This is a genomic window from Pseudomonas batumici (assembly GCF_036585405.1).
Taxonomy (GTDB): Bacteria; Pseudomonadota; Gammaproteobacteria; order Pseudomonadales; family Pseudomonadaceae; genus Aquipseudomonas; species Aquipseudomonas batumici.
Genome location: NZ_CP144470.1, coordinates 4,814,172 through 4,826,896 on the forward strand (window position 1 = coordinate 4,814,172; position 12,725 = coordinate 4,826,896).

Consider the following 12,725-nt stretch of genomic DNA (forward strand, 5'->3'; position numbering starts at 1 on the left):
GCCGCTGAGCAATCAGCGGCTTTTTCGGTTCAGGAGGTTTTCCGTGGCAGATGCAAAGCGTTTCGACAACTACATTGGCGGCCAGTGGGTGGCCGGTGCCGATTACTCGGCCAATATCAACCCGTCGGACTTGTCCGATGTCATTGGCGAATACGCCAAGGCCGACCTGGCTCAAGTGCAGTCGGCCATCGACGCCGCCCGTGCGGCGTTTCCCGCCTGGTCCACCTCGGGCATCCAGGCCCGCAGCGATGCGTTGGACAAGGTCGGTTCGGAGATTCTCGCCCGCCGCGAAGAGCTGGGGCACCTGCTGGCCCGGGAGGAGGGCAAGACCCTGCCCGAGGCCATTGGCGAAGTGACCCGCGCCGGCAACATCTTCAAGTTCTTCGCCGGCGAATGCCTGCGCCTGTCGGGGGATTACCTGCCGTCGGTGCGTCCGGGCGTCAACGTCGAAGTGACCCGCGAGGCCCTGGGCGTGGTCGGTCTGATCACGCCGTGGAACTTCCCGATCGCCATCCCGGCCTGGAAGATCGCCCCGGCCCTGGCCTACGGCAACTGCGTGGTGCTCAAGCCCGCCGAACTGGTGCCGGGTTGTGCCTGGGCCCTGGCGGAAATCATTTCCCGCGCCGGTTTCCCGGCCGGTGTGTTCAACCTGGTGATGGGCAGCGGTCGCCTGGTGGGCGACGCGATGGTCAACAGCCCGAAAGTCGACGGTATCAGCTTCACCGGTTCCGTCGGCGTCGGTCGGCAGATCGCAGTCAACTGCGTGTCGCGCCAGGCCAAGGTGCAGTTGGAGATGGGCGGCAAGAACCCGCAGATCATTCTCGATGACGCCGACCTCAAGCAGGCCGTCGAGCTGGCGGTGCAGAGTGCGTTCTACTCCACCGGCCAGCGCTGCACGGCTTCCAGCCGGCTGATCGTTACCGCCGGGATTCACGACAAGTTCGTCGAGGCCATGGCCGAGCGCATGCGTTCGATCAAGGTCGGTCACGCGCTCAAGAGTGGTACCGACATTGGTCCGGTGGTGTCCCAGGCACAGCTTGAGCAAGATTTGGGCTACATCAACATCGGTCAGTCCGAAGGCGCGCGGCTGGTGTCCGGCGGTGGCCTGGTGACCTGCGATACCGAAGGCTATTTCCTCGCCCCGACGCTGTTCGCCGACAGCGAAGCCTCGATGCGCATCAGCCGCGAGGAGATCTTCGGCCCGGTGGCCAACATCGTCCGGGTGGCCGATTACGAAGCCGCGCTGGCCATGGCCAACGACACCGAGTTCGGGCTGTCCGCCGGTATCGCCACCACCTCGCTGAAGTACGCCAACCACTTCAAGCGCCACTCCCAGGCCGGGATGGTGATGGTCAACCTGCCGACGGCGGGCGTGGACTACCACGTGCCGTTCGGCGGGCGCAAAGGTTCGTCCTACGGTTCCCGTGAGCAAGGCCGTTACGCGCAGGAGTTCTACACCGTCGTCAAGACCAGCTACATCGGTTCGTAACCCGCTTTGCCCGCACGGGGCCCTTGCCTGAAGCCCCGTGCGGTACATCCCTGAATGTTTTACCCGCGTAAAAAAATAAAGAGTGGGAGTACATCTACATGCAAGCGATCAAGCAGACCCACGTCCGCTATTTGATACTGCTCATGCTGTTCCTGGTGACCACGATCAACTACGCCGACCGTGCCACCATCGCTATTGCCGGTTCCAGCCTGCAGAAGAGCCTCGGCATCGATGCCGTCACCCTCGGTTATATCTTCTCCGCCTTCGGCTGGGCCTATGTGCTCGGGCAGATTCCCGGCGGCTGGCTGCTCGACCGTTTCGGCTCGAAGAAAGTCTATGCCCTGAGCATCTTCACCTGGTCGCTGTTCACCGCGCTGCAAGGCTATGTCGGCGAGCTCGGCGTCTCCACCGCCGTGGTCGCGCTGTTCATGCTGCGCTTCCTGGTGGGCCTGGCCGAAGCGCCGTCCTTTCCCGGTAACGCCCGCATCGTCGCGGCCTGGTTCCCCACCGCCGAGCGCGGCACCGCCTCGGCGATCTTCAACTCCGCGCAATACTTCGCCACCGTGCTGTTCGCGCCGCTGATGGGCTGGATCGTGTTCGTCTTCGGCTGGCAGCACGTGTTCCTGGTGATGGGCGGCCTCGGCGTGCTGTTCTCGCTGATCTGGCTGAAAATCATCCACAGCCCGCGCCAGCACCCGATGATCAACGAGGCCGAGTTCAACCATATCGCCGAGAACGGCGGCATGGTCGACATGGACCAGGGCAAGGCCGCCGGTGGCGGTCCGAAGTGGGACTACGTGCGTCAACTGCTGACCAACCGCATGATGCTCGGCGTCTACCTGGGCCAGTACTGCATCAACGGCATCACCTATTTCTTCCTGACCTGGTTCCCGGTGTACCTGGTGCAGGAGCGCGGCATGACCATCCTCAAGGCCGGCTTCATCGCCTCCTTGCCGGCGATCTGCGGCTTTGTCGGCGGTGTGCTGGGCGGGATCATTTCCGACTACCTGCTGCGCCGCGGCCACAGCCTGACCTTCGCCCGCAAGGCGCCGATCATTGGCGGCCTGCTGCTCTCCACCACCATCGTCGCCTGCAACTACGTGGACATCGAATGGATGGTGGTGGGCTTCATGGCCCTGGCGTTCTTCGGCAAGGGCGTCGGCGCGCTGGGCTGGGCGGTGGTCTCGGACACTTCGCCGAAGCAGATCGCCGGCTTGAGTGGCGGCCTGTTCAACATGTTCGGCAATATCGCGTCCATCACCACGCCGATCGTGATCGGCTACATCATCAGCGCCACCGGCTCGTTCAAGTGGGCCCTGGTGTTCGTCGGCGCCAACGCGCTGGTGGCGGTGATCAGCTACGTGGTGATCGTCGGTGAGATCAAGCGGGTCGAACTGCGCGAGCCACCGGCCGGTCCCAGGCACGATACCGAGCCCCGTCTGACCCAAGCCCATTCCTGAGGAGCGGCTTCATGCAGTTGATTGAACATTCCGATTCGCCGCGCTACATCCGCCTGCACGAGCGGGACAACGTGGTGATCGTGGTCAATGACCAGGGCGTGCCGGCCGGCACCGAGTTCGCGGACGGCCTGGTGACCCGCGAGCCCATTCCGCAGAGCCACAAGGTGACCCTGGTGGACATCGCCGAGGGCGGCGAAGTGATCCGCTACGGCCAGGTCATCGGTTATGCGCTGGCGCCGATTCCCCGTGGCAGTTGGATCAAGGAGGATCAGTTGCGCATGCCCACCGCGCCACCGCTGGACAGCCTGCCGCTGTCCACCGACGTGCCGGCGGCCCAGGCGCCGCTCGAGGGCTTCACCTTCGAGGGCTATCGCAATGCCGACGGTACCGTGGGCACGCGCAATATCCTCGGCATCACCACCACGGTGCAGTGCGTGACCGGCGTGCTGGACCATGCGGTCAAGCGCATCAAGGACGAACTGTTGCCCAAGTACCCGCATGTCGACGATGTGGTGGCCTTGACCCACAGCTACGGTTGCGGCGTGGCGATCAGCGCGGCCGACGCCTATATCCCGATCCGCACCGTGCGCAACCTGGCGCGCAACCCGAACCTGGGGGGCGAGGCGCTGGTGATCAGTCTCGGCTGCGAGAAGTTGCAGGCCGGGCAGGTGATGCACGAGGGCGACAGCTCGGTGGACCTGAGCGAGCCCTGGTTGTATCGCTTGCAGGATGCCAGCCACGGCTTTACCGAAATGATCGAGCAGATCATGGCGCTGGCGGAAACCCGCCTGAAGAAACTCGATCAGCGGCGCCGGGAAACGGTGCCGGCGTCGGAGCTGATTCTCGGCATGCAATGTGGCGGCAGCGATGCGTTTTCCGGGATCACCGCCAACCCGGCCTTGGGCTATGCCTCCGATCTGCTGTTGCGGGCCGGGGCGACGGTGATGTTTTCCGAAGTGACGGAAGTGCGCGATGCGATCTACCTGCTGACCTCGCGGGCGGAGAACCTGCCGGTGGCCGAGGCGCTGGTGCGCGAGATGGACTGGTACGACCGCTACCTGGCCAAGGGCGAGGCCGACCGCAGCGCCAATACCACGCCCGGGAACAAGAAGGGCGGGTTGTCGAACATTGTCGAGAAGTCCCTGGGTTCCATCGTCAAGTCCGGCAGCAGCGCGATCAACGGGGTGCTGGGGCCGGGCGAGCGCTTCACGCGCAAGGGCCTGATCTTCTGCGCGACGCCGGCCAGTGATTTTGTCTGCGGTACCTTGCAGCTGGCTGCCGGGATGAACCTGCATGTGTTCACCACGGGACGCGGTACGCCTTATGGCTTGGCGATGGCGCCGGTGGTGAAGGTCTCGACCCGCACCGAGCTGGCGCAGCGCTGGCCGGACCTGATCGATATCGACGCCGGGCGCATTGCGACCGGGAGGGCCACGATCGAGGAGCTGGGCTGGGAGTTGTTCCACTACTACCTGGATGTCGCCAGCGGCAAACAGCAGACCTGGGCCGAGCGGCACAAGCTGCACAACGACATTACCTTGTTCAATCCAGCGCCGATTACCTGATTCCCATCAGGAGGCCTGGAATCAATCCTGTGGCGAGCCCGCTCGCCACAGTGTTGCACTTTAGAACACCGACCAGCCGATCCGCTCGCTCAGCAGTTCCAGCGCCGCCATTCCCACCAGCGAGTTACCGGCCGCATTCAGCTCCGGCGACCAGACGCACACGGTAAAGCGTCCCGGCACCACCGCGACAATCCCGCCACCCACGCCGCTCTTGCCAGGCAAGCCGACCCGATAGGCAAAATTCCCGGCCTCGTCATACAACCCGCTGGTGGCCATGATCGAGTTGACCTGCTGGGTCTGGCGCCGGGTCAGGATCTGCTCGCCGCTGTGCTTGCAGAAGCCGTCATTGGCCAGGAAGCAGAACGCCCGCGCCAGGTCGATGCAGTTCATGCGCAGCGCGCAGTGGCTGAAGTAACTGCGCAGCACTGCCTCCACATCGTTGTGAAAGTTGCCGAACGATTGCATCAGGTAGGCCATGGCCGCGTTGCGTGCGCGGTGCTGGTATTCCGATTCGGCCACCTTGCCGTCCACCATGATCTGCATGTTGCCCGACAGGCGCCGGACGAAGTCGCGCATCGACAACGCCGGCGCGGCGAAGCGCGACTGGTTGATATCGCAGATCACCAGGGCTCCGGCGTTGATGAACGGATTACGTGGGCGGCCGCGTTCGAACTCCAGCTGCACCAGCGAGTTGAAGGGCTGCCCGGAGGGTTCATGGCCCAGCCGCTCCCAGATCGCCTCACCGGAGTGGCCGATCGCCTGCACCAGGCTGAAGACCTTGGAAATACTCTGGATCGAGAAGGGCGTCTGCGCGTCGCCGGCCTGGAACACCTCGCCGTCGTTGCTGTACACGGCAACGCCCAGTTGATTGCCCGGCACATCCGCCAGCGCCGGAATGTAATTGGCCACTTTGCCCCGGCCGATCAATGGCCGGACTTCATCAAGGATCTCGTTCAACAGCGCTTGCATGCTCGGGCTCGCAGTCACTTCCCGCCGGGTTGCGGGTCTACATGCTGCTAGACGCCACGTGCGGGCTTCGGAGCACAGTTTTTACCGTCAGGTTTTTTGCCGTTGGCGCACGGGTGGACCGGATCAGTTCGTACTCGTTGAGACCGGAGCAGAGGCAGGGGTAAACTGCCTGCCCCGTGTAATGTCTGTTGGCTGGAGCCGGTAATGCGCAAAGATAAGAAACAGGTGATTGGTGACGAGATCGGCGATGCGCAGATCAAGTTGTTTCTCGATTTCGAGCCGGTTGATGCCACCTCGCCGTCCCTGCACAAGCTGATCAAGGCCTACCGTGGCCTGCGTATCGACGATTTCGAGCGGTTCCTGGTGTTCTTCAAGGAAGCCGGTTACGACCTCGACGGCAAGGACGAGCACGGCCAGGACTTCGTCGCCCTGATCAGCGATCAGCGCAATGCCGGCGACTATATCGAGTTGATCGACAACGCTCGCGGCTGACCCCTGTGGCGAGCGGGCAAGCCCGCTCGCCACATCTGATTCTGAGCTAAAAAAAACGCCCCGTTCTTCAACCGAAGAACAGGGCGTTTTTCATTGCACGATCACCTCAAGCGTAGCTTTCGGTCTCGCTGCTCGGCTCCACCAGTTCCAGGCGGATGTTGTTCTGCGCGTTGATCTTGCGATACAGCGCCGCATCCGTCTCCAGGACCGTTTCCCGTGCCGGGAAGATCTCATGGAGCTTGGCCGCCCACTCACCCTTGGCTTTTTCCGGGAAGCAGCGCTCGATCAGTTCCAGCATGATCGACACGGTGACCGAAGCGCCCGGCGAGGCGCCGAGCAGGGCGGCCAGCGTGCCGTCCTTGGCCGCCACCAGTTCGGTACCGAACTGCAGGATGCCGCCTTTCTTCGGGTCTTTCTTGATGATCTGCACCCGTTGACCGGCCGTTTCCAGGCGCCAGTCCTCGGCTTTCACCTCCGGGTAGAAGCGGCGCAGGGATTCCAGGCGCTGCTCCATGGACTGCATCACTTCGCTGATCAGGTACTTGGTCAGGTCCATGTTGTCGCGGGCCACGGCCAGCATCGGGCCGATGTTGCCAACGCGCACCGACAGCGGCAGGTCCATCAGCGAACCGTGCTTGAGGAACTTGGTGGTGAAACCGGCATAAGGCCCGAACAGCAGGGACTTCTTGCCATCGACCACACGGGTGTCCAGGTGCGGCACGGACATCGGTGGCGAACCCACGGCGGCCTGGCTGTAGACCTTGGCCTGGTGGTGCTTGACCACTTCCGGGTTGTCGCAACGCAGCCACTGGCCGCTGACCGGGAAGCCGCCGAAGCCCTTGCTTTCCTCGATGCCCGAAGCCTGCAGCAGCGGCAGGGCCGCACCGCCGGCGCCGAGGAAGACGAACTTGGCATCGACTTCACGGCTGTTGCCGCTGTTCACGTCCTTGATGCTCACGGTCCAGCCGGCGCCATTGCGCTTGAGGCCGGTCACGCGCTTGCAGTACTTGACCTGGGCGTCGGGGGCGCTGGTCAGGTGCTTGAGCAACTGGTTGGTCAGGGCGCCGAAGTTGACGTCGGTGCCTTTCAGCACGCGGGTCGCGGCAATCGGCTCGTCGGCCGGACGGCCCTGCATCATCAGTGGCATCCACTCGGCCAGCTTCGCGCGGTCTTCGGTGTATTCCATCTCGGCGAAGGCATGGTGCGGATGCAGGCTTTCAAAGCGCTTCTTGAGGAAGGCAATGTCCTTGTCGCCCTGGACGAAGCTCAGGTGCGGCACCGGGCTGATGAAGGACTTGCACGAGCCGAAGGTGCCTTTCTGCGCCAGGTAGGCCCAGAACTGCTTCGACACCTCGAACTGGGTGTTGATGTGCACGGCTTTCTTGATGTTGACGGAGCCGTCAGCCGCCTGCGGCGTGTAGTTCAGCTCGCACAGGCCGGCATGGCCGGTACCGGCGTTGTTCCACGGGTTGGAACTCTCCGCGGCACCGGAATCCATCAGCTCGACGACTTCCAGCTTGATCGCGGGGTCGAGCTCCTTGAGCAGCACCGCAAGGGTGGCACTCATGATGCCGGCCCCTACCAGGACCACATCGACTGCTTCGTTATGCGCCATTAACGCGTCTCCAAAATCTGCAGCACCACATTGACGGCATGGCTGCCGGGCATGGGCGGGGCTCTGTTGATGTTAGCCCCGCAATGACCCGACCAGGATGGCCATGTCCGATTCTTCGCAATTTCTTGCAACTTCAGCGGACGCTGCCGGTGGGCCCAGGTGCGTATGAACGCATGTGCGGGCAACACGGGCAATTCGACTTATGGTCAAGAGCGTCCGATTCGTGCAACCAAATCCGTAAGCGAACAGGTGTCAAGCACCTGTCGAGGTGTATCGGATCCTGTGTGATGGGGCCGTTGGAGACGCTGATGGTGCCTGTTCAGACACGAAACTATTCATTTGTTCGCCACACTCTCGTGAAGTTGTGAAAACCCGTTTTTTCACGCTCTTTTGAAGACGTGAACCTCAAAAAAGGGCTGCCGCAGTCTGTCACCGGGCCCGTGGTGCGAATACCGGCCGGGAAGGGCAGGCGGCACGGGCCAACAACGCAGTGAGCGAGCGCAAGGGCAGCTCTGGCAGATTCGCTGAAAACGGTGGTTTGCGCTGGTATCAGCAAGCTCGCCGGCTTCACTCGATCTGTGTGGGCGGCTCTCTGTGGGCAGTACGAAGGTGCCGATGCAAGGGCATTGGCGGTGCTGCGAGGCCCGATCAGGAGACGTCCTTATAATCGGGGGGAGATTGTAACTAAGAAACGGGGAAAAATGGTCGTGTTTAATGACTTTTATTCGGCATCCGGTCAGGTGCCGGGCGTTTCAGCGATCAGAGGTTGTGCGCAGGGTGGCAGGCCGGTGTGACAGGTTCGTGACCAGACGGCGGCCGGGGGCGCTTGCCGGACGTTCGTGCCCGTGCGGGCGACGCTGGTTAGCGACACCCGGGCCCCGCTATACTCAGGGCCTGAATGATGCCTGGTCCTTGGAGAGATGAGCATGTTGCAACGCCTGTTGTTCGGTTTGATCACAGTAACCAGTTTGACGCTTGTCGGCTGTGCCAACAGCCCGCAACAACTCAGCCCGCAACCCAAGCTCACCGTGCAACTGGCGCCGATCGGCCATGGCCAGCCGGTGGTGGTGCGGGTGGTGGACGGCCGCCGCTCGCCGGTGTTGGGTACCCGGGGTGGCCTGTACCCCGAGACCAGCGCCATTACCGTGCAAAGTGCCGACCTGATGCCGAAACTGCAGGCCCAGGCCGAAGCCGCGGTGCGCCTGCTGGGCTTTACCCCGTCGCCTAACGCGATGAATGTGCCGGTATTGACCGTGACCCTGTCCGACCTGACCTATCAGTCGCCGAAAGAGGGGGTTTATGTGACCGAGGCGAACATCGGTGCCAACTTCCGTTCCGATGTGAGCAGCGGCAACCGTCATTACAGCGGTAGCTATGGGGCATCCTTGAACCAGCGTTTCGGCATGGCGCCGAACGAAGAGTCGAACACCAAGTTGATCAGCGACGTGTTGAGCGATGCGCTGACCCGGGTGTTCAAGGACCCGAAAATCGGCCAACTGCTGAGCGAATAATGATATGAGCCATGTGGGGGGCGGCTCACGCCGCCTCCACATAAAGATCCAGCACGCTCACCCCCGTCAGCAGATCCGTTTCCGGCAGATCGGCGTGCTGATGCCCTCCCAATGCGCAATACACCAGCCAATGGCGATCCTGGACGTTGAACGACATGGCGTCCACCAGGGCTTGCTGTTCGTCGCTGGGGGCGATCAGGTAAAGGCGATCCTGGTTTTCTGCGTGCAGCATGACAAGCTCCGTGGGCTATCGAAGGGCGACAGACTGGCGTGTCAAGGTGACGTTCCGGTGACAATGGAAATCAACCCGACCAACAGAAACGACAACGGCGCCCACGGGCGCCGTTGTTATTCATAACCGTTGCTATTAAAGCGCCAGGCCGGCCTTGACCCGATACTGATTGCGCACCGGCGTCGCGTATTGCTGCACCAGGTACGGACGGTGTTCGACCGGGCAGGCCTCCAGGCGGTTCTGCCATTGCACCTCGGCCTTGGCCAGTTCCTCGGCGGGGAACACCTGGGGGGCGGGCGGCACCTGCAACTGCGGGTCGGCTTCGCTCCACTGGGCATAGGCCAGGTAGTGCACCGGGAACAGGCGATAGCCGTGGAGAATCTGCCGGTCCATTTCCGTGGCCAGGACCTTGGTGTCCTCGAACTCGCCGCTCAGGGGCGCGGCGAAGTTCACGTGGACCCGGCCCTTGTAGCCGGTGATGCCCTTGGCAATGCTGACGTCATCCTCGCCCGGCGCCTTGGTGTAGCTGCCGGTGGTGGCGCGGATATACAGCTCGCGTGCCTTGGCCAGGTCGCAGGGGTCATACTCGTAGCTGATGGACACGGGCGTCAGGTTCATCGAGCGGATGACCTCGGAGAACGGCTCGTCCTTGCGGCTCATGTGGAACATTTTCAGGATCGCCGACTCGGTCCGGTCGTCACCGTCCTTGGCCCGGCCTTCGGCCTGGGCGATCCAGATCGATTGGCCGTCGTGACGGATCGAATGGTTGATGTAGGCCGAGAGCAATTGATAGGCGGCCATCTTTTCCCGCCGTCCGGCGATCGAGCGGTGCACGATGAAGCTCTTGTTCAGGCGCATCAGGTCGCTGACGAAGGGCTTTTGCAGCAGGTTGTCGCCGATGGCGATGCGCGGCGTGGGCAGGCCGGCGTGGTACACGGCATAGTTGACGAAGGCCGGGTCCATCACGATGTCCCGATGGTTGGCCAGGAACAGGTAGGCCTGGCCCGACTTGAGCTGTTCCACGCCGGTGTAGGTGACGCCGTCGGTGGCATGCTCGATGGTCCGGTCGACGTAGACCTCGACCTTGTCCTGCAAGGTGGCGACCGAGGTCACGCCGGCGAATTCACGGCGCAGGCGGTAGGCGATCAGCGGTTTGAGCAGCCAGCCGAAGGCGCCGGCCAGGCGCGGGAAGCGGAAGTGGGTGAGGATATCTAGAAACGCCTGGTCGCCGAACAGTCGGGCCAGGACGGCCGGTACTTCACTGTCGTCGTAAGGTCGGATGGCATCGAATTCGCCCATCATGCTCTCTTGTTGGAAACGGCTAGGGTAAGTAGAGGGTTGAGTGATAAATAACAAAGCCCGATCGGGAAAATAAAGCCCAGGCGTAAAATAGCCTTGCAAATAGACCGGCGATTATACGCACAAGTCACTTCGGAGGCCGCGATGCTGGAAACTGAGCGTTACGAATGCCCTTATTGCGGTGTAGTAGGCGAAGCGGTGCTGGATCTGTCCGGCGGCGACCAGACCTATATCGAGGACTGCGCGGTGTGCTGCCGACCGATTACCTTTGTCCTGCAGACCGATGGCGAGGAGTGGATGCTCGACGTCTACAGAGAGGACGAGTGACGAGGGTTTCCCTATGCAGCGTATCTACGAGCCGGAAAACCTGATGGAAGGTGAGCTGCTGCAAGGCATGCTCGCCAGCGAAGGGATCGAGGCGCACCTGGTGGGGCGTGACCTGCTGGGTGGGGTGGGGGAGTTGCCGGTGTTCGGGTTGTTGGCCCTGGCGGTGGACAATGACCAGGCGCACTGCGCGCGGGAGTTGATCGCCGCGTACAATGAGGCGCTGCCGATGTCCGGTGATGAGCCGGACAGTTTTCCGGATGTGCTGGTCTGTTAGCTTGATTGCCCCGAGTTTTTGAAAAGAGCCGTGTAGCCCAATGTGTGGACGTTATGCCCTGTTTCGCTGGAACCCCACCTTCGCGGCCTTGCCCGGCTTTCCCGCCGACCAGAAGGCGCAGTGGAATATTTCGCCCAATGATTCGGTGCTGATCCTGCGTGCTGCCGACGGTCAACGCGAGCTGGCCCGCGCCCGCTGGGGGCTGACCCCGGCCTGGCTGACCGATCTGTCGAAGACTCCGGCCCATGCCCGGGCGGAAACCCTGGCCGAGCAGCCGATGTTTCGCCAGGCCTTCCGCGAGCGGCGTTGCCTGCTGCCGGCCAACGGCTTCTACGAGTGGCGCGGCACGCAGCGCAAGCGGCCTTACTGGCTGACGCCGGCGGAAGGTTCGAGCCTGTTTTTTGCGGCGATCTGGGAGGCCTATCCGGTGGACGGGCATGTCTGGTTGAGCACCGCCGTGGTGACCCAGGCGGCGTCGAATCAGCGGCGTCCGCTGATCCTGGATGCAGCGGGGCAGGAGGCGTGGTTGTCCGAAGCCACCTCGCTGGCCGACTTGCAGGCGTTGCTGGCCAGTCCCCAGGCGCCTTTGCGCGAGCGGGTGCTGGCCAACCTGGTGAACGATCCGAAGCTCAATGCGCCGGAGTGCCTGACGCCGGGTTGAGGCGCGGTTTAAAGCCGTCTTAGAGCCAGCCGCTGCTCTGCATCGCCTTGTACACCGCCACCACCGCGAGGATGAAGAACGCCGACGCCGCCAGGCGGCGGATCAGGGTCAACGGCAACTTGTCGGCGGCGAAGTTGCCCGCCAACACCACCGGGACGTTGGCGATCAGCATGCCCAGGGTGGTGCCGATGATCACCAGCCACAGCTCCGGATACTGTGCCGCCAGCATCACCGTGGCGACCTGGGTCTTGTCACCGATTTCCGCCAGGAAGAACGCGATCAGGGTGGTCAGGAACGGGCCGAACTTGCGCGCCGTGGTGGTCTCGTCATCGTCGATCTTGTCCGGCACCAGGGTCCACAGGGCCGTGGCGGTAAAGCTCGCCGCGAGGATCCAGTGCAGCACCGCATCGGAGAAGAAACTGCCGAACCAGGCGCCCACCGCGCCGGCCGCCGCATGGTTGGCCAGGGTCGCCGCGACGATACCGGCAATGATCGGCCAGGGTTTGCGAAAACGTGCAGCCAGAATGAGCGCGAGCAGTTGCGTCTTGTCGCCGATTTCGGCCAGGGCAACGATTGCGGTGGGAACGAGCAGGGAGTCCAGCATCAGGTTTTCCTAAGGGGCGGGTCGACACGGCTATGACACGTACAGCCTTCCCGCCCCGGGTAAGGTGTGCGTGTCATAGGTCTTGTCAAACCCCGGGCCCGTCTGTGCGGACCCTGGGTCGCATGCGCCATGGTCGGTTGACCAAGTATGTTGACGCATGCCGGACGAGCGTGGCGCTCGTGGGAGACTACTCCCCTAGGACGGAGCGGATTCTGCCTAGGCAGGAT

The 12,725-nt window shown here is 62.9% G+C and carries 13 protein-coding genes and 1 riboswitch; of the genes, 8 read left to right on the top strand and 5 right to left on the bottom strand.

All coding sequences use genetic code 11. From position 1 onward, the window contains the following. Window positions 1–43 precede the first annotated feature (43 nt). The 3 genes from NUH87_RS21945 to garD all read left to right on the top strand — a co-directional run bounded on the left by NUH87_RS21945 (window position 44) and on the right by garD (window position 4,514). Window positions 44–1,489, top strand: coding sequence for an aldehyde dehydrogenase family protein (locus tag NUH87_RS21945; protein WP_338522661.1), 1,446 nt, complete (start codon window positions 44–46; stop codon window positions 1,487–1,489). A gap of 98 nt (window positions 1,490–1,587) precedes the next feature. Next, a complete protein-coding gene (locus NUH87_RS21950; protein WP_338522662.1) occupies window positions 1,588–2,949 on the top strand; it encodes an MFS transporter in 1,362 nt (453 codons plus the stop codon). 11 nt (window positions 2,950–2,960) lie between these two features. Further along, entirely contained in the window at window positions 2,961–4,514 is a 1,554-nt protein-coding gene (garD, locus tag NUH87_RS21955; RefSeq protein ID WP_338522663.1) for a galactarate dehydratase, read from the top strand. Between the two features lie 60 nt (window positions 4,515–4,574). On the opposite strand, the gene glsB is transcribed toward garD, so the two are convergent. Then, window positions 4,575–5,483 carry a glutaminase B gene (glsB, locus tag NUH87_RS21960; protein ID WP_040070967.1) on the bottom strand — a complete coding sequence of 303 codons (909 nt, stop codon included), beginning with the start codon at window positions 5,481–5,483 and terminating at the stop codon, window positions 4,575–4,577. Between the two features lie 204 nt (window positions 5,484–5,687). Between glsB and NUH87_RS21965 the strand changes: the two genes are divergently transcribed. Further along, window positions 5,688–5,975, top strand: coding sequence for a PA4642 family protein (locus NUH87_RS21965; RefSeq protein ID WP_338522664.1), 288 nt, complete (start codon window positions 5,688–5,690; stop codon window positions 5,973–5,975). A gap of 106 nt (window positions 5,976–6,081) precedes the next feature. Here the strand turns inward: NUH87_RS21965 and mqo are convergent, their stop codons facing one another. Then, complete coding sequence (mqo, locus tag NUH87_RS21970; protein ID WP_338522665.1) at window positions 6,082–7,590, bottom strand: malate dehydrogenase (quinone); 1,509 nt, start codon at window positions 7,588–7,590, stop codon at window positions 6,082–6,084. A gap of 926 nt (window positions 7,591–8,516) precedes the next feature. On the opposite strand from mqo, the gene NUH87_RS21975 reads away from it, so the two are divergent. Continuing rightward, window positions 8,517–9,101: a YajG family lipoprotein gene (locus NUH87_RS21975; RefSeq protein WP_040070960.1), complete on the top strand. Its 585-nt coding sequence runs from the start codon at window positions 8,517–8,519 to the stop codon at window positions 9,099–9,101. 25 nt (window positions 9,102–9,126) lie between these two features. On the opposite strand, the gene NUH87_RS21980 is transcribed toward NUH87_RS21975, so the two are convergent. Next, window positions 9,127–9,333 (bottom strand): hypothetical protein, encoded by a 207-nt coding sequence (locus NUH87_RS21980; protein WP_040070959.1) that lies wholly within the window; start codon window positions 9,331–9,333, stop codon window positions 9,127–9,129. Window positions 9,334–9,468: 135 nt separating this feature from the next. Next, window positions 9,469–10,635, bottom strand: a complete 1,167-nt coding sequence (locus NUH87_RS21985; RefSeq protein WP_040070818.1) for a 1-acyl-sn-glycerol-3-phosphate acyltransferase — start codon at window positions 10,633–10,635, stop codon at window positions 9,469–9,471. A gap of 141 nt (window positions 10,636–10,776) precedes the next feature. Between NUH87_RS21985 and NUH87_RS21990 the strand changes: the two genes are divergently transcribed. The 3 genes from NUH87_RS21990 to NUH87_RS22000 are packed head-to-tail and all read left to right on the top strand — an operon-like array spanning window position 10,777 to window position 11,894. After that, entirely contained in the window at window positions 10,777–10,959 is a 183-nt protein-coding gene (locus NUH87_RS21990; protein ID WP_040070817.1) for a CPXCG motif-containing cysteine-rich protein, read from the top strand. Window positions 10,960–10,972: 13 nt separating this feature from the next. Further along, window positions 10,973–11,233 carry a putative signal transducing protein gene (locus NUH87_RS21995; protein ID WP_040070815.1) on the top strand — a complete coding sequence of 87 codons (261 nt, stop codon included), beginning with the start codon at window positions 10,973–10,975 and terminating at the stop codon, window positions 11,231–11,233. Between the two features lie 40 nt (window positions 11,234–11,273). Then, a complete protein-coding gene (locus tag NUH87_RS22000; RefSeq protein ID WP_040070814.1) occupies window positions 11,274–11,894 on the top strand; it encodes an SOS response-associated peptidase in 621 nt (206 codons plus the stop codon). Window positions 11,895–11,913: 19 nt separating this feature from the next. Here the strand turns inward: NUH87_RS22000 and NUH87_RS22005 are convergent, their stop codons facing one another. Further along, a complete protein-coding gene (locus tag NUH87_RS22005; RefSeq protein ID WP_040070812.1) occupies window positions 11,914–12,498 on the bottom strand; it encodes a TMEM165/GDT1 family protein in 585 nt (194 codons plus the stop codon). 87 nt (window positions 12,499–12,585) lie between these two features. Then, window positions 12,586–12,707, bottom strand: a riboswitch (yybP-ykoY riboswitch). Window positions 12,708–12,725: the final 18 nt, after the last annotated feature.